The 17,422-nt window shown below is 52.4% G+C and carries 16 protein-coding genes; 4 read left to right on the top strand and 12 right to left on the bottom strand.

Annotation, left to right across the window (positions count from 1 at the left end; genetic code table 11):
• Positions 1-17: 17 nt before the first annotated feature.
• The 4 genes from KAJ71_RS12550 to KAJ71_RS12565 form a co-directional block, all read right to left on the bottom strand.
• Positions 18-1,049 (bottom strand): fimbrial protein, encoded by a 1,032-nt coding sequence (locus KAJ71_RS12550; RefSeq protein WP_248946039.1) that lies wholly within the window; start codon positions 1,047-1,049, stop codon positions 18-20.
• On the bottom strand, positions 1,046-3,604 hold the full coding sequence (locus tag KAJ71_RS12555; RefSeq protein WP_248946040.1) for a fimbria/pilus outer membrane usher protein: 2,559 nt from the start codon (positions 3,602-3,604) through the stop codon (positions 1,046-1,048). The genes KAJ71_RS12550 and KAJ71_RS12555 overlap by 4 nt, the downstream gene beginning before the upstream one ends.
• 74 nt (positions 3,605-3,678) lie before the next feature.
• Positions 3,679-4,410, bottom strand: a complete 732-nt coding sequence (locus KAJ71_RS12560) for a fimbrial biogenesis chaperone (RefSeq protein ID WP_248946041.1) — start codon at positions 4,408-4,410, stop codon at positions 3,679-3,681.
• Between the two features lie 169 nt (positions 4,411-4,579).
• Complete coding sequence (locus tag KAJ71_RS12565) at positions 4,580-5,137, bottom strand: fimbrial protein (protein WP_248946181.1); 558 nt, start codon at positions 5,135-5,137, stop codon at positions 4,580-4,582.
• A gap of 472 nt (positions 5,138-5,609) precedes the next feature.
• Between KAJ71_RS12565 and KAJ71_RS12570 the strand changes: the two genes are divergently transcribed.
• The gene (locus tag KAJ71_RS12570) at positions 5,610-6,326 is read left to right on the top strand and encodes an EAL domain-containing protein (RefSeq protein ID WP_248946042.1); all 717 of its coding nucleotides are present in this window, start codon (positions 5,610-5,612) and stop codon (positions 6,324-6,326) included.
• A gap of 21 nt (positions 6,327-6,347) precedes the next feature.
• Positions 6,348-6,938, top strand: a complete 591-nt coding sequence (locus KAJ71_RS12575) for a helix-turn-helix transcriptional regulator (protein WP_248946043.1) — start codon at positions 6,348-6,350, stop codon at positions 6,936-6,938.
• A 77-nt stretch (positions 6,939-7,015) separates the two neighbouring features.
• Here KAJ71_RS12575 and KAJ71_RS12580 read toward each other — a convergent pair whose 3' ends face one another.
• Genes KAJ71_RS12580 through KAJ71_RS12590 form a run of 3 tightly spaced genes read right to left on the bottom strand, consistent with a single transcriptional unit; the run spans position 7,016 to position 8,765 of the window.
• Positions 7,016-7,306: a pentapeptide MXKDX repeat protein gene (locus tag KAJ71_RS12580; RefSeq protein ID WP_248946044.1), complete on the bottom strand. Its 291-nt coding sequence runs from the start codon at positions 7,304-7,306 to the stop codon at positions 7,016-7,018.
• 60 nt (positions 7,307-7,366) lie between these two features.
• A complete protein-coding gene (locus tag KAJ71_RS12585) occupies positions 7,367-8,155 on the bottom strand; it encodes a molybdopterin-dependent oxidoreductase (RefSeq protein WP_248946045.1) in 789 nt (262 codons plus the stop codon).
• A gap of 10 nt (positions 8,156-8,165) precedes the next feature.
• The gene (locus KAJ71_RS12590; protein WP_248946046.1) at positions 8,166-8,765 is read right to left on the bottom strand and encodes a cytochrome b/b6 domain-containing protein; all 600 of its coding nucleotides are present in this window, start codon (positions 8,763-8,765) and stop codon (positions 8,166-8,168) included.
• 150 nt (positions 8,766-8,915) lie between these two features.
• Between KAJ71_RS12590 and KAJ71_RS12595 the strand changes: the two genes are divergently transcribed.
• Both KAJ71_RS12595 and KAJ71_RS12600 read left to right on the top strand, forming a co-directional pair.
• A complete protein-coding gene (locus tag KAJ71_RS12595) occupies positions 8,916-9,629 on the top strand; it encodes a winged helix-turn-helix domain-containing protein (RefSeq protein ID WP_248946047.1) in 714 nt (237 codons plus the stop codon).
• A 3-nt stretch (positions 9,630-9,632) separates the two neighbouring features.
• The gene (locus tag KAJ71_RS12600; protein WP_248946048.1) at positions 9,633-11,099 is read left to right on the top strand and encodes a HAMP domain-containing sensor histidine kinase; all 1,467 of its coding nucleotides are present in this window, start codon (positions 9,633-9,635) and stop codon (positions 11,097-11,099) included.
• A gap of 78 nt (positions 11,100-11,177) precedes the next feature.
• On the opposite strand, the gene KAJ71_RS12605 is transcribed toward KAJ71_RS12600, so the two are convergent.
• The 5 genes from KAJ71_RS12605 to KAJ71_RS12625 form a co-directional block, all read right to left on the bottom strand.
• The gene (locus KAJ71_RS12605; RefSeq protein WP_248946049.1) at positions 11,178-11,483 is read right to left on the bottom strand and encodes a hypothetical protein; all 306 of its coding nucleotides are present in this window, start codon (positions 11,481-11,483) and stop codon (positions 11,178-11,180) included.
• Positions 11,484-11,808: 325 nt separating this feature from the next.
• Positions 11,809-12,402: a fimbria/pilus periplasmic chaperone gene (locus tag KAJ71_RS12610; protein ID WP_446033331.1), complete on the bottom strand. Its 594-nt coding sequence runs from the start codon at positions 12,400-12,402 to the stop codon at positions 11,809-11,811.
• Positions 12,403-12,464: 62 nt separating this feature from the next.
• Positions 12,465-14,102 carry a fimbrial adhesin EcpD gene (gene ecpD / locus KAJ71_RS12615; protein WP_375540736.1) on the bottom strand — a complete coding sequence of 546 codons (1,638 nt, stop codon included), beginning with the start codon at positions 14,100-14,102 and terminating at the stop codon, positions 12,465-12,467.
• A gap of 11 nt (positions 14,103-14,113) precedes the next feature.
• Positions 14,114-16,621 carry a fimbrial biogenesis outer membrane usher protein gene (locus KAJ71_RS12620; RefSeq protein ID WP_283106757.1) on the bottom strand — a complete coding sequence of 836 codons (2,508 nt, stop codon included), beginning with the start codon at positions 16,619-16,621 and terminating at the stop codon, positions 14,114-14,116.
• Positions 16,622-16,719: 98 nt separating this feature from the next.
• On the bottom strand, positions 16,720-17,388 hold the full coding sequence (locus tag KAJ71_RS12625) for an EcpB family pilus assembly chaperone (protein WP_248946183.1): 669 nt from the start codon (positions 17,386-17,388) through the stop codon (positions 16,720-16,722).
• Positions 17,389-17,422: the final 34 nt, after the last annotated feature.

A 17,422-nucleotide genomic window follows, 5' to 3' on the forward strand; every position in this document is an offset into this window, starting at 1 on the left:
AACTGGCGGACGTCTTATCAGTTATATTCGAGGGTAAAGGTGGCAATCGACTTGATGACGCCGCCCTTCATTTTCGCTGCGGTCTGATAGTAACGCGCCTTGAGTGGCAAGGTGATGGTATTGGTCTGGTTGGCAATGGTATGCCCGGCATACACCGCAGTGCCGCTATTAATTGGCGTTGAGTTATTGCCGGTCAGCAGTTGGACAGCGACGCCGCTGGCGGCATTGCTATCCGGTACTGACTGGAGCACACCCGGCGCATTCGAGGCATCGCTGGTATAATCGAAACGTACGTTTACCAAACCCTCCCCTGTGCCGCCAGGCAACAGTTCCGTCCCTGAACCACCTACACAGTTGATATTAATCGAAAAATCCTGCTCTGCGGCGGTACTGCCGACGCCTTTAAACGCTGCGGTGGCCACCGTGCTCAGGTTGATCACCTTGTTTTTGGAACCCGCATCTACCGAACACGACGAGGTAACAATGGTGATGCTGTTCGCCAACACATGAGAGATCAGGATTGGTCTTGAAGGGCCAGAACCATCCGCATAGTAAGTAGAATACTGCCCTGGAGCCAACGAACCGGTGCCAGTATTCTGGGCAATTTTGATCACCTCAACCACAAAATACCCTGCAGCCAGATACACCGCGCCGTAACGGTGGATCTCGTGCGGGTAATAGGCACCTTCCTGCGTGCCGATCTGGCGATAAAGCCGTAACCCAACTCCCGGTACGTTGGTGGTCCAGATTTTGTCGCTGATGGAGCTCGGGCCTCCTTGCAAAATTCGTCCGTACAAAGTGCTACTACCGCTGCAAGAAATATTGTTATCCCGGCTGATATCGAACTTGCCGGTGGCCAGGACATCGCCCACATTGGTATTTGGCGTAATCAATACCCTGCCGACGTTCATAATGATGTCCTGCGGCGTGGTCGTGTTAACCCAACATTGAGCATAAGCCTGTTGCCCAGCCAACATCAGTAACAAAAACAGCATGGCTTGTTTAGGGCGTTGGCGCATGGCGGTGAATTTATGGATAACATTGATCATTTGCAGCTCGCCTCGATAATTTCGTAATCAGTGCTGTTTTGTGTTTTGGCACGATAATTCACGGTACACTGTTGTGTCGGCTGAGTGCCCCATTTCACCAACAGTAACCCCTGTAACGCTTCGGTACGCAGATAGATGCGGCTGCCCTGGCCGACGATGCCGATCACCTGGTTACGGGTATCCAATACTTCTGCACCAAAAGGTAACGCCGTGTTATTCGGGCCTAGTGCATGGATAATCAGCGCCTGACCTTTGATGGTCTTGAACTCCAGCTTGGCAATCGCACCGGCATAAGGCGCTACCTGCTGGCTGCTGCTTTCCAACTCAACATCGCGTGACATGCCGTTAGGATCCAGCGTGACGTTGGTCATGCGGTATGGGGCAACATAAGGCACCACCGCATAGCCGTTATCATCGATTCGTACCCCAGGTGAGTTGGTGACGATAGCCCCAGCGGCATCCGGCGCTTCGATCAACACCATGGTTTGGCCACGCTGAGGCGTCATGGTCACGCCGCCGCCATGTACCACCACGCTGCCGGAAGCCCCGATGGACGACTGGCGGAAATCGCGGCCATAGCTGTAAGAGCCGTTCATGGTGGCGAAACGACTGCGGTATTCCCCACTCACGCTAGTATTGGTTCCACCGGTCTGATCGTTGGCTAACGTGGCGGTGTAGCTGATGTTGTTATCCTCCCCGGTAGAGCCGTTGATACCGATGCGGCTGCTGTCGTAACCCTGGTCGTTGTAGGCCAATGCGCTGTTCAGACTGATGTTTTGCGAGCCAATGTTGAACGGGATCGAAAAGTTCAGGAAGTAACGGGTTTCATCGTGGTCATCAGTATCGGAGGTACGCATGGCGGACAACCCGTAGGTCACGCGGCCAAAAAAGTTGTTGTAACCCACCTGATACTGTTTGGAAGTACCGCCACGGTTCCAGTAATCGCTCACCGAACCGGTGATATACAGCGATCCCAGGTTGCCCCCCAGCCCTTGGTTCAGCGTGAGCTGATATTCACTGCGCTGGCGGTTGACCGCATCAGCACTTAGACCCCGGCTCTCATTATCACGGGCATACACCGCATCACGCAGTGATAAATAGCCGGAAGTTGAGTAGCGATAGGCCGCAATGGTGAAGTTGGTGTTGGTTTCCGACATCAGCTTGCTGTAGCTGATCTTGTAGCTCTGGCCGGACATCTCACCCTGTTTCAGGCGGGTGTTGGCTTGGGTAACGTCGACGGCAAAAGCCCCCAACGGTGTTGCCACCGCACTTCCCAGCAGCACCGCGCTGTAACCGTCACTCACGGTCGCCCCGGTGTAACCGGTCAGAATATTGGTAAACCCGCGCTGATAAGTCGCCTGGAACATCTCGGGCTTGGTATGTAAATTATCATCGCGAACTTGGCCAGCGGTTAACGCATAACGCTGGATCCCCGGGCGTAACATCTGTGCCACCGAAGCATAGGGAACGCTGAACTGGCGCACGGAACCATCGGCCTCATTGACCGTGACGTCCAGATCGCCACCGTAGCCGGTAGGGAACAGATCGTTAATCACGAACTCGCCCGGCGCTACTGTCGTTTGATAGATCAGCTGATTGTTCTGGCGAATTTCCACCAAAGCATTGCTTTGCGCCACACCACGCACCACTGGCGCATAGCCGTTAAGGGAGTCCGGCAGCATGCGATCGTCGGTACTCAGTTGCGCACCGCGAAAACCGATCGAATCAAAGAAATCGCCGCTGGTAAACGCATCCCCCAAAGTCAGCATACCGCGCACACCCGGAATGGCACGCTGCGCATAGGTGGCCGTATTCTGCCAATGGGTGCTTTCCTGACTACGCCAGTTCACGTTCGAGTCATGGTGCAACTGCCAACCGGCAATGTTCATCCCGGCGTTCATCGTCAGATAAGCGTTGGTCGAATCCGAATTGCCGCCGCTATTGGAGCTGTGCGAATTAAAGGCGTTGAAGTTATAGGACAGAAAGCCAGCGGTGATGCCGCGATCCCAGAATTTCGGATCGACATAACCGCGCGCGGTACGGCGCAGCGCGACCTGCGGAATGCTGACATCCATACGCAAGGTGCTGGTATTGAGGCGGTAAGACGCTTCCGGCACCCATTCCCCCAGCGGCTTACAACTGCTAGTTGTCACCGCCGGATCGCTGCCCATCGCCGCAGTATCGACGCCAAACTCTTCCAGAGACAGCAGGCTAAAGCAGGTATCGGCACTGTCTTTACCCGGCACGCTCTTGAATTCGATGTTCTTTTTGCCCTTCCATTCTCCGTTGACGTAGATATCCAGAGAATATTTCCCCGCCAATACCGGGTTACCATCACGAAAGCGTGAAAGATCCACGCCCTGCGCCTGACCAACCAGGAAATTGCTGTTGAAAGTGGCTTCGACCGGCGCAGCGGCCTGCTTGGCATCGTTTGGAGCCGCTGCCTGGGAAAATGCCGGGGTGGCCAGGCTAAGGGCACTGCCGGTTAACAGCAGGATGGATCTGTAATTGAAAAGTGCCGACTTTACGGCGGCAGAGATAAGCAACTCGTTCATATCCATGCATTCCTTTACCAAATTAAGCGTCCCCGTCGGCTGTCTTCACATCGCGGCATGGGGCTTTCCAAGAGTTACTTTTGCTGATTTTTGCTGCGATTAACCCGGCCACCAAAATCATTGATGGTGGTGTACTCAACATCAGCAATCCGTGAACTGTCACCGGAAAAGGCCAACGTTTTTTCCTGGCCAGGGGCCAGCATGTCGCCATGCGGTGCCAGCATGACTTTCTTGCGGTTGGCAACGGCATTGATTTCGGTGAAGGAAACATAAAATGGCGTGGGATTCTTCACTTTTACGCCGCCCGCCACGAAACTCCACTGCAGTTTTTCTGGCGCGTCATTGGCTACGCCGCTCAGGCCTTCCGGGCGATAGAACAATTTCACACGGGTTCTGAAGGCCACCTGCAGGAAGTTTTCTGGCGTAGTGTCGGCGGCTGTTCCGGTCGGTGCAGGGGGAATTTCCAGCACGTTCAACCAGAACAGCGATTCTTTGTCTTGCGTCAACGCCGTAGTGGTCAGCGAAACGCGCAGCGCCTGGCCGCCATTAGGCTCAATACGGCTGATAGGAGGCGAAATGATAAAGGGAGCCTTGCTGTTTTCTGGCGTCGTTTCTGCGTTGCCCTCATCGATCCAGGCCTGGATCAGCGCCGGGGAGGTCCCATTATTGGATAATTGGACGGTCACTTCCCGCTGTTTGGCCGGATAAATAACGCGTGTGCCGTTAACAATAACGCTGGCAAAAGCGCTGCTGCTGAAAAGCACGGCCATCAGCAATACGCTGTATTTCTTAAAAGATGTTTTCATTTTAATATCACTACTATAGAAATACAGCGGGGGAAAAGTTTCCACCCGCCAGAATATATACCCGATGATGTTCACCCCCTGAGTTTAGATACCATCAGGGCGAAACGATTCGCCCTGACAAACAACAGGGAGGAAACAATATTTAACTAGAAAAGTGACGGGTAATAACTTATTGGTAGATGATGGTGTATTGTACGTTTGACGTCACATCACCAGCGCCCGCTGCGGCAGTTGCGAAATATTCCGCATAGTAGTTCAGGTCAGCTGAATCACCTTCATTGGCAACGGTAACCCACTGGGAGTTAGCCTGTGCGCCATTATTGGTGGCAGCCAGAATTGGCAGAAACTGGTTGTTGCTACCCAACAGCTGGATTTGCACGTTGGTAGCAGCATTGGTTTGGGTTTGGTTATTCAAACGACCCGTTTTGAAATCAACGGTTGCACCTGGTTCGAAATAGGTTGCTACCTGGCCTTTAGAGCATTTGGTCAGGTTAATCGCGAATGGAGTACGGCCCGCAGTAGCGTTAACTGCACTCAGGGTAGAAGAAGATACGGTCGGCAGAGTAACGGTAAAATCTTTACCACCCGGGGTGCTGATAGTACAAGTCTGGTCGGTCACTTTACCGTTGAAAGTAATAGTACCATCGGCAGCCTGTGCTGAAATAGAAGGAATAGCGGTAGCACATACAGTCAGTGCTAATACAGCAGACAGCTTAGAGATTTTCATATTTTTGACTCTCGGTGAATTAATACATCCATTAAGTACATTCAACGATGCTACTCCTTGTCAGGAATGAAGCCCGATGAATCCATTGCCCGGCGCAATATAGGTCAGGATCATTCTCATTGATAAATCGTTTAAAACATTCATAACGCCACTCATGATAGGAAAAAACTATCAACAAATACCCATTGATCGATGTTGACGATTTATCCAGTTCGTAATAATCTTAATTCACCAAGGTTAGCGGTCAAAAAATTCGATAAAATGCCGACAAACCAGAATATAACTCTGTTATTGCACAAATATTCATCTTGAGCGCAAGCGTGCCCCCTCTGAAATTTCAATCTTTTTAGAGGAATTTACCACCAGATAAGATGATTCTTTCTTTAATAAGATTACTACCAATAAACAGCCATTTATTTCTTTGTTTATTGTTTAAAATCATATAGATAAATTTCAATCAAAGGATTGAGGAATGCGCAGCGCTTTTAACGGTAAAAATAACGGCATTAATTATGTTTTCCAGCCTATGTTTGCCAAATCAGGACAACTGCTGGCCGTTGAATGTTTATCGCGCTTCTCTTTCGATAGCGAATTTGCGCATTTCTCTCCAGAACAATTCTTCCAGCAGGCCGATCGGGAAACCCGCGTCGAGATCCTGCATCAACAAATTGAATTGATAGAAAAATACCGTGACTGGTTTCAACAACACCAGATCATTGCCACCATCAATGTCGACGACCATTCGCTGCAGGCACTGGCAAACGGTACATTAGCCGATAAAATCCGCGCGATGAATTGCCTGCATTTCGAAATCAACGAAAACGCCAGCAGGCTGGTAAAAAACCGCATCCATAACGATCCCTCTTTGAATAATTATTCATTTTGGCTTGATGATTTTGGTTCTGGCTATGCCGGGTTTTCTGCCTTGTACAACAGCCGTTTCCGCTTCGTTAAACTCGATCGACAGCTGCTGTGGGACTTTATGAAAAAGCCCGGCGGTGAGGGGTTGATGCGCGCCTTGTTGCGCTTTTTTCAACTGAATCATTACCGGGTGATTATCGAAGGAGTTGAAACGCGCGAACAAAAAAAATGGCTAGACGAAATGCCTTATTATGCACTGCAGGGGAAGCTGTGGCAGGAATCCAACATCAAAGATTTAAATCAGCTGCTTGCTGCTGAGTACTTTTAACTCATTATGGGTATCCCCAATATGTCTAAAAACAATGTTCTGGTGATCAGTGAGTGCAAGTACAGCTATGTCGGGCTTTCAATGCTGCTGAAAAAGCATTATGGCAAGTACGATATCAAGCTGTTTTCGGACTTTATGCGCGGTGGCGCGAAGGCGGAGAAAATTATCAAGCATGACATTGCGCTGATTTTCACCTCTCAAAACCTGGAACAAAGCGTCAACGTGATCGAAAGCCTGGTGTCTGTGCATCAGCAACACATGAGCACAACGCGTATTCTGGTGTTTTATGATGATGAGCGGGTAGCCAAGCTGTTGACGATCCTCGGAATCTCGGTGGAGCTGGTATCGGCACGCATGCCACTTTATCTACTGCAGGAAAAAGTGGAAAACCTGTTGGCGAGCGAAGAGTCGGGGCAATTGAAGATGCAGAAAACCCGCGAACTCAGCCCAGCGGAAAGTGACGTGATCTTCAACCTCCTGCGCGGCGATAGCCTGCAGAACATTGCAGCCAAGCGCGGCACCCATCCAAAAACCATTTTTTCACAAAAATACAGTGCATTAAAGAAGCTGCGCCTGAGAAAGATGAGCACCATTTTCGTCGCTGGCAATTAAGCAAAAGGGGCAGACTCAGCGATTGAGCGCGCCCCTTGCCGTATCAGAAACAGGATAACTAGCGGCCACCAGCCCCCTTACTGGCTCATTGCGTCCTTCTTCATGCTGTCTTTGGCCATCGAGCTCTTTTTCATGTCATCTTTAGCCATAGAGTCCTTCTTCATCCCCTCTTTGGCCATCGAGTCCTTCTTCATGCAGTCTTTATCCATGCACTCTTTTTTCATGCCCTGTTTTGCCATCCCGTCGTGAGACATCTGGCTCATACCGTCCTTTTTCATCGCGTCCTTGCTCATGCTATCGGCCGCATGGGCTCCAGTGATACCCAGCATCAGTGCGCTACACATCATCATGGCAAATAACTTTTTCATGGTATTTCCTTTTCTTGGTTAACCGGCACGCGTCGTGCCATGAAACTGCACTGGCGGCAATCAACTGCCGCCAAACCAGTTGTAACCTTGGTCTTCCCAGTAGCCACCGGGAAAGTGGTTGGTGACTTCAATCACTTGAATATGTTTGGGATTCTTGTAACCCAGCTTGGTAGGCATCCGCAGTTTCATCGGATAGCCGTATTTACGCGGCAAAATCTGCCCATCGTAAGTCAGCGCCATCAGCGTTTGCGGATGCAACGCCGTGGCCATATCGATGCTGGTGTAATAGTCATCGGCACATTTAAAGCCGATATAGCGGGCGTTCAGATCTGCACCAATCGCCTTCAGGAAGGTAGCAAACGGCACCCCACCCCATTTGCCGATGGCGCTCCAGCCTTCCACACAGATATGCCGTGTGATCTGGCTGATTTGCGTCATCTGGTGCAACTGTGCCAACGTCCAGGGCTGCTTGTGCTGCACCAGCCCCGCCACTTCCAGCCGATAATCGTCGCCGTTGATATCGGGCGCTTGATCCTCGCTATAGAAGGCATTAAACGGGAATGGCCGAGTGATCATCGATTCGGCATACTCTGGTGCCAAATGGTTGGCATTGAACAGCCAGCCCTGAACCCGATCGTTAAAGCGTGAGACGCGGCTCAAGGCCTGCTCCACCTGGGCGTTATCACTGAGATCGCAGCCGGTCAGCATCGCCACGCCCCCCAGGGTCAAGCCATTGCGCAGAAAACGGCGGCGCGACGACGATGCCAGCTGGCGCGTTAACAGGCGTTGCGCCTCTTTAACGATATCCAGGCCTTCGCTCAGGCTGAGAGGTGATTTTTCCGTTTTCATTTGTGTCTCCTTAGCGTCCACGCAGCATGGCTAATAACGTACGTGGCACCAGGGCCACCATCACCAGATGGATCACCACAAAGCCAACCAGCGCCGTCATGGCAAAAAAGTGGACATAGCGAGCCGCGTCGTAACCCCCAAGCAAGGTGCGTAGCAGAGGAAACTGCACCGACTTCCACAACACCAGCCCGGAAAGCACCATCAGGACGCTGACTACGATAGCCACAACATAGGCCACACGCTGCACCATGTTGTAGTGGCGCAGGTCGGTATGTGACAACTTGCCGCACAGCGCGGCCCATAGATCGACCACAAACTGCCTGGGGCTGAGCGGCCAGAATTGGCGTTTAAAGCGGCCACTGAACAGGTTGATCAGCAGATAGCACAGGCCGTTGATGCCAAACAGCCACATGCCGGCAAAATGCCATTGCAGCGCCCCCCCCAGCCAACCACCTAGTGTCAGCTCGTTGATAAAACTAAAGTTAAACAACGGGGAAGCGTTATAAATGCGCCAACCGCTGGTGACCATAATCAGCATGGCAAGCGCGTTCAGCCAATGTGTCAACCTTAGCCACAGCGGGTGGATAAGGGTCTGTTTCACCGTGATCATCGCTTCTCTCCTGCCCCGTATGGGTTCGATGCCAGCAGTATTCAACGGATTTGTTCCCCAAGACCTCACGCAAAGTTAAATAAAATGTGATCACTTCCAAGGTGGGGGTTGTGTAGACTTCAGGTAAGCCAGTTAACCGCGGTAGAGAAAATGGAAAGGGCAAAACGAATTTTGATCGTCGAAGACGACGGCCATATCGCTGAATTGTTGCAACTGCATCTGCGCGATGAGGGCTATGACATCAGCCACGCGGCCGATGGCAATCAGGGCATGGCAATGTTGGAACAAGGGGGTTGGGACGCACTGATCCTCGATCTCATGCTGCCAGGCATCGATGGCCTGGAAATCTGCCGCCGCGCCCGCAATATGACGCGCTATACGCCAATCATTATCACCAGCGCCCGCTCTAGTGAAGTCCACCGGGTTCTGGGGTTGGAACTGGGTGCAGACGATTATTTGGCCAAACCCTTTTCCATGCTGGAACTCGTCGCCCGCGTCAAAGCCCTGTTCCGCCGCCAAGAGGCGATGACCCGTAATCTCCGGATGGAAGCGGGAACGTTAAGCATGAACGGGCTGGTGATCGATCCCATCGCCCGCGAAGTTCTTTTGAACCAGCAAACGGTGGAACTGACACCGCGCGAGTTCGACCTGCTGTATTTTTTCGCCCGCCACCCCGGCAAAGTGTTTTCCCGCCTCAGCCTGCTCAATCAGGTTTGGGGCTATCAACATGAAGGGTATGAACACACGGTGAATACCCATATTAACCGGCTACGGATCAAGATTGAGCGCAACCCGGCAGAACCCGAGCACATCCTCACCGTGTGGGGCATGGGCTATAAATTCGCGGCTTCGCCGCAAGGCTGAACGATGAAAAATTTCACGCTGACGCAACGCCTGACCCTGGTTTTCGCCCTGTTGCTGCTCATCTGCTGTTCGATCTCCGGTTGGTTACAGGTGCACAGCAGCAAACAATATAGCCAGGCGGTGATCCAACGGCTTTCCACCAATCTGGCGCAGCATATCGCCACCAGCAACCCACTGTTAAGTTCCCAGGGCTGGAACGGTCGCTCGGTACATACCCTCTTCAATCAACTGATGGCAGTTAATCCGAGCGTTGAGGTTTATCTGCTGGATAAACAAGGCAATATCGTCGGTAATGCGGCACCTGCCGGGCATTTGAAACGCCAGAAAGTCGATCTATTGCCGGTACAGACATTGCTGAGCGGGGCCGAAATGCCCGTCTATGGTGACGACCCGCGCAGTCTCAATAACGAAAAAGTATTCAGCGCCGCGCCGCTGCGGGTGAATGGCGAGATTGAAGGCTATCTGTACGTGGTGCTGCTTGGGGAGGATTATGATGCGCTGGCCAATAGCGCCCAGATCAATTCTGCCATTTATACCGCGCTGTGGTCGATGGGGCTGGTGGCACTGTTCGGGCTGCTGGCCGGGGGGATTGCTTTCCACTGGGTGACACGCCCGATCCGCCGTCTGACTCAGCAGGTAAGTGCGCTGGATGGCGACGGCATCGCAGCGCTGCAAACCTATGCCAATACCCCTGCCCAGAGCCATCGCCGTGATGAGGTCAGCCAGTTGCAGCAGGCATTCCGCCGTATGGCGCAACGCATTACCGAGCAGTGGCAAACGCTGTCGCAACAAGATCAACAACGGCGCGAGTTTATCGCCAATATCTCTCACGATTTGCGCACTCCATTAACCTCGCTGCATGGTTATCTGGAAACGCTGTCGGTGAAATCCGCCAGCCTGACACCTACCGACCGTCAACGTTATCTGGAGATCGCCCTGGCGCAAAGCCGCAAAGTCGGCCGGCTGGCGCAAGAGCTTTTTGAACTGGCAAGGCTGGAGTACGGCGTAGTGAAACCTCAGAAAGAGCCCTTCTCCCTCAGTGAGTTGGTGCAAGACGTATTCCAGAAGTTCGAACTGGCCGCCGAGGCTCGCCAACAGCGCCTGCTTGCCGATATTCAACCGGGCATCCCCCAGGTGTTTGCCGATCTGAGCATGATGGAACGGGTGTTGACCAACCTGCTGGATAACGCGATCCGTCATACGCCAACCGGTGGAGAGATCGAGGTACGCCTGTGGCCACAGGGCAATAAGGTGATGGTTCAGGTCAATGACAGCGGGCCTGGCATTCCCTTGGAGCTGCGCCCGGATCTGTTTATCCGGCCGTCAATTCTCAACCATGCCCGCCGCCATGCGGGGGGATTGGGGTTGATGATTGTCAAACGCATTTTGCAGTTACACGACAGTGACATTACGCTAGTTGATCAACAGCATGCTGGAGCCTGCTTTCGTTTCTCCGTGTCGGTAAGCTAGAATCGCTGTAACGAGTTCTGAATGCCAAAAGCAGTTGAATAAAGCCAACCGGATTCAGCCCCAATTTGCGCATGATATTCAGCTTATGGGTGCAGACGGTCTTATAGCTGCGCCCGATAACCTGAATCCCAGGACGCGCCATTCACAAGCTGATAATGGCGACTGTTCCTGTAACAACAGCTGCCGCATCGCTGGGCTGCGAAAACGGGCAGTAGGGTGGGCCGCCGAAATGGCGGCCAGCAGATAATTCACATTATCGCGCTTGGCCACTAATGAGAGATGTTGTTGCGCGGCAAGCAGCGACAAAATATCCGGGTTGATGAGGTCGGTGAAAACCACCAAGGATGCCTTTGGGGCTTTGTTGAATAAATCAGATTTGGACAAAAGAACCCCTTGAATGTGCATATACCTCAGGCAACGCGCACACTTTTTGGCATACCCGCGAGCGAGTTGGTGATTTTGAACTTTTGCTTTGCCACGGGATACCGCCAGAGGGGCAGGAATGTGGTGATCTGATCCTGATTGCGGCCAAAAGTTCGATTTATTCAACAAAGCCAACTATCGTGTCAAATCAACAGTTTTTTAATTCTCCAGCCACTTGCTACCCGCGATATGAACGGCATAACCGCGGGACAGATCGGTGAACTCATCAGGGTAAAATCCACTGGGTAACCTTTCAGCGAGCTGGCAAGGGGTGACAGGGCCTTTGCTACATACAGCTGTTATCTATATTAATAAAGGTGTCGTTATAAATAATAAACTTCTGCCCTGCCAATCTGATACCAGGATGCGAAAGCGTATCCCCTGGGCGCAAATACTCGCTGGTCCCTTGTTCATCGGTACTATTGCAGCCCGGTTTTAACAGGAATTTAAAAAAGGTATTACCCGTGTTACTGAGTGTGCCACGCTGTTTATCCAGTTGGTAGGCAAATAGGCTGTTACGCGGTCTGACGACCAACAGGGTATCCATCACCATAATGGGTTCCAGATTGGCCCCGGGCAGTTGTCGCTGCTCCTGGGCTATCGGGTTGGTAGGGATTTCGCGAAATGAGACCCGATAATAACGCTCCTGATTGTCCTGCGGGCCGTGATAATAAAACTTGTAATATTCCCCCTGCCCCGCCCGCAGCGCCAACTGCTTGGGCGCAAACAACAGTTCCCCGTCAGCTGGCCGACTGCGAAGCTCATGCTGCCCTGGCCGATCGATAGCGCGAATGGTTACCTGGTATATCCTGGCACCGTGATTATTGTTCAGCACCCGCTTGGCAACAAAGGACTGTTGCTGGTTCATGACAAAGGTCATAGTACCCACATCGATCGCCCCGGCGCTAAGCGGCAGGCATGCTAGCCAAAACAACAACCTTTTCACCTTATCCCCCTAATATCGCGCCAGGTCGCCTCAACATGAATTTCACCGGCAGCATAGATATCGCCATACCAATCATCATCCTCGATGGTTTTGCGTGAGATCGGCGCATTCATCGGGATAGTGAATTCAACTCTGGTCTTGTTCATCACCCCCGGGTCACCGGAAATATCATCCCAAGGAGTGCTGCTCCACAGGGCATGGGTCATATCATGCCACTGACCATCACAGCCTGCGTCAAAAGTCTGTGCGCTGCCCGTGCTGGTGGTGATACTGAGGTAGGCCGGGAACGGAACTTGCGTGGTACTGCCTACCGATGAGAAGAGACAGTAGTTGACCCCGTTTAGCGAATGCGTGGGGCCGGAGACCATCACCTTGACCTCATCGGCATGGGTCTTGCCGCTGGTGGTGACAAGATAACCAAACGTCAAAGGCGACTCTTCTGGCCCCACATAACCTTCCCGATGCGGGCTGTTATCGTGATCCTCAGAGATGATACTGATCCTGAAGTCCCGCGGTTTGATAAGTAATTGGTTGGAGGTCGCAAACTCATACCAGCCCGACTCTGGCGAGGTGGTGTTCCGAAAACGGAAATTAATCAGATTATGGCTGCCACTCTCGGCAATCCCCAACGTCACCATCTGTTTGAAAAAGTCGCTGGAAAAAAAGACGTAAATGGCATTACTGCTCTTCATGTCATTAAAGGTGTAGTAGTAACTGCTGCCCGATGTGTACTGCCAGGTATTGCCATCCAGGCTGAATTGCAGATCGGCCGAGCTTACTGCCGATGCCAGTGCCGCATGGTTAATCGAGGGAAAAATGCGGATTGACGTGTTGCTGACGCTGCCGTCCGTTTGTAGCTCATAGCTGACCATCATGCACATGATACCGCTGCGTCTACCGATGGTTTGGTTGCGGCAGTCTGCGTTACCCTCACCGATGATCGGCACCCCGTCACTGTTAACAAAGATTTCCTCCACCGCATTGGTATTGATAAAGCGCAGGTGGGCCGCCTTGCTATGAGTAACGTTGCGCGCATACCAGCTGCCACGGCTCTGATCCTGACAGCGCTCGCCTAGGGTGGCATTATAATCAACCGGGGTTTGACAACCGTTGATCTGCATACTGAACGAATCGCCGGTTCCCATCTGTTTGAGGTACTGATAAAAACTCGGTGACATCATGCCATGCATCCACTTTGCCCCCCCAGAAGGAACGACCACCCCGTAGAACCCTTTTTCATCGCTGGTTTCTGGCGGGATCAGGCTGCTATCCATATTGCAGCCGCTATACCAGTTAATACAGCGCAGGCCGAGGAGTGGGTCTTTGACCGGCGCATTTTCCAACCACATATCATAACGGTAGTTGGCCAGCAGCAGCGTATTATAGCCATTGTCTATATAGCCCAGACTTTGCTGATATACAGAGCCAGAGCCGCCATATTTCAAACCGGTCCACCTATTGGCGCCCGTCATGCGGGGGTTTAGCACCCCGGCGGGGGTCACAAAGAAGTTATCGCCAGTATTGTCTTCGACAAGGACAAACTTGACCTCCGATGCATCTGGCCAATTATACGCAGTGAGCGCCTGTGCCGGAGCGATGCTCAACAGCCCGCCGAACAATAGCGCCAGACGCATCCTTTCCCCCTTCATAGCCGCATAGCTCCCGTTTGCCCCAGATTGGCAGTAGTTTTCAAGCCACGGCACACAACATCACCGACCCAGACAGCCCCCTGTGCCTGACTCAGATCCAGTGCTGCCTCACAGCTTTGCTGCTGATGATCGGTGGAATCAATCATCGGAAATTTCTTGTCGATATCCATTACAAACTCCCCCAATTCATCCGTGTAGGTGCGCCCACTGGGGTTGGTAAGAGTAACATTGGCCAGTGGACTGCCATCTTCGGCCTGGAGTCGACCAAATACGGTAACCCGCTGTTTGATTTGCGGTTCGATAACGGCTACGTTGCCTGGGTACAGTGTCAAGCGGCTCTTACGCTGGGTGGTGATCTCAAAGCTTTCCGCCGAATGCTGGTTATTCATTAATTCCACTACATACTGGCCATAAGGTGACAACGGCAGGTAGTTTATGTCGCCGATCAGCTTGACGAGACGGCCATCCACACGAGCGGTCAACATACTTTCTTGCGCCAACCCCGTATTGATGATGACCCCTGAGTTACCGTCACTGCGCCCACTTGCCGCGATATGCCTCCCTTGCCAACCTACGCTGCCGTTGGCGGTCAGGTTAGAGTTAACATAACCATCGGCGGAACTGCTGACGTTGACCGTACCGGTAGAATATTTACTATCAAAGCGTGCGTAGGCTCCGCCGTTAACGCGGCTACCCCCGCCCGAGATGGCGCGTGACAGATTGGCCCCTACGCTACGAATAGACCCAGTGGCGATCTCTTTACGCGCCGCAATATTGGCCATGGTGTAACCATTCTGATTGGCTATTCCCGCACTGACCCCGCTCCCCAGCGGTAACGATAAGTCAAGGGTGAGGTATTTACCGCTGCCGCCGGTTGAATAGCCATTGTTATAACGCTGTATCCCGGTGCGCATACCCAGCGAACCATAACGGCCGGAAAACAGGCTCTGGTAGTAATCCACGTTGTAGTAATGACTGGCACTTTTCTTGTCTTCGTTATAGCTCACGCTAAGTGTGCCAAGTTTGGAGACTAGCGCTCCCAGGCTCAACGAGCCGCCAAACGCCCGGTTATGGGCCGCGTTCTGCCGTAACCTGCTGCCGCTCACCGTCTTTTCCTCGTTAACCCATAGCGTGCTGAAACCACCCGGTAGTGAGGTACTTACGCTGTTGACCAAACTCCATGAGCTATCGGAAGCAGCCATGCTCTGCGTGCTCACCTGGAGCGATTCGGTGATCGGCAGGCTGAAACGGGCTTCTGCTACCGTAGTGTGGTCAAGGGAATAGCCCGACAGCGCCCAGTTCATCCTGGGTAAAAAACCGGCAGCGGAAGCCCCCAACAGGTAGACATCTTTCGCCTCACTGCGGCGATCGTTATCGCCACGCCACTCATCCCTGCGTACCAAGCCGCCCCAATATTGCCAGGACAGCGGTGCCCCCACCGTATTGCCTGGGCTGTAGAGTTTGTTGACCCGCTGGGTGCGACGGCTGATCGCCTGACCATTGACCACCACCTCAACCTGCACATCGTAAATCCCAAAGGGAAGATTGCCGCTATCCACTTCGTGATTACCCATGGCAAAATTCTGCACACTCAGCAAACGGCCATCGCGTGACAGGTGAACCTCACCCGCCGAAGGGAAAAAGGCGACAATTGGAATGAGGGATTGTGAGCGATCAAAACGCGTCGAACTGGCGCGGTTGCCATAAGAGATACCGAAGATTTTCCCCGAATTGATGGCAGTCACTGGCCCCAGCGACTGCAGATTCCAACTATCGAGCATGCCTGCGGCAAAACGGCGGCCAGCAAAATCACGCTCATACATCACCTTATACAACGTGGAGTCCTGATTGGGGCTGCCAATACCATAAACAGAACCATTCACTGCCAGGTGATGCTCACGCAGCGAAGTGACATTATTCAGCGATAAGTAGCTAGAAGTCGTCCCTTCGCTGGCGTGACGACGGTTGTCATAAATCCCCAGGCTATAGGCCAGCGTACTGCTTACCGTCCCCACGCTTGAGGCACCGATATCGCTGGAGCGTTCACGAAATACCGTCCCCAACGCCGCTTCCTTGACCACCAGTTGCAGGTGCAACTGGTGAAAGTTCAACGCTAACCAGGCTGCATCCGACAACACCAGCCGTTGCCGATCGTCAAAATCAGCATTATTCAGCGCCATGAGCCGTTGACGGGTTGCCTTGGTCAACTGGGGGGCGCTGTCGTTCTCTTCCAGGATAATATGGCCGATTTTCAAACGGTTATTTTCCAGTAACAGCAAGGCATGTCCAATACGTTGATCGTCTTTCGCGCCACTGTTGTTTTCAAAATGTACCAATAACGGGATGCTCATTCCTTCACGCAACGCCAAGGCGAAAGTCGGTGGGATCAATATGCCGCTAATTTGGGTCACCCCGGCGGCAAACGCCGGTTGCCCTGAGAGTATGGCCGCAGCGATAACGGCAACCCAACAAGTCACCAGTATGTTGAGTAATATGCTGCCCAACGTTCGCTTCACATCGCACTCCTTGACGCTACTTTACGGCGCATTCCGTGGCTTCTTCTAGGGTAACGCGATAACCTTAACCCCCTCCGACAGGGAGGCTATTTGACCTGAATAAACTGCTCGCCATACCACAGCGCAAGATGGCTTTTCTTATCAATGAGATCCACTTTGACTAAGCCACTCGATTGGCCCGGCATAACAAAATAGTTTTCTTTACAGTTAGCGCCCTCTTTCCGCTGCTTGCAGGCACCGTAGGCCACCATTTTAAAGGTGGCATTACCTGTGTTGGTGATCCTGTTATTGGCAAATTGGTGGTTAAATTTAGCCTGGCGCGGCGTAACCACTAAAATAGTGCCGATCCGGGCCGAGGTTGTCGCTATGCCATGACGCTTGGTCTTATTATCCCCGGCCTCCGATAATGCCTGATCGAGCCAGGTAATACGGTAATAGCGCTCTTTACTGTCATCAGGACCTTTATAATAAAACCGGATCACTTCTCTGCTGTGGGCAGGCATGATCAGCTTGGCTGGCGACAACAGCATTTCATCTGGCGATCCCAGTGGAATAACAACGCCTGACTCCGACGGGTTGGAAATACGTTCTATTTTGATATTCACCAGACGACCACTCTCGGTGGCATTTTTTATTTCTTTACTTAATATTGCCGCCTCGCTGGGCATAAAAGCGCTGATAGCACCAACATCCAGCGCCTGTGCGCTTTGGCACATCGCCAACAACAAGAGAGCAGCAGAATAGCAAGGATTCATCGCAGTATTCCAAATCTTTGACGGGCGCGAAGCA

Origin of the sequence: Serratia silvae (assembly GCF_023282985.1) — a bacterium.
In the GTDB taxonomy this organism is placed as follows: domain Bacteria; phylum Pseudomonadota; class Gammaproteobacteria; order Enterobacterales; family Enterobacteriaceae; genus Chania; species Chania silvae.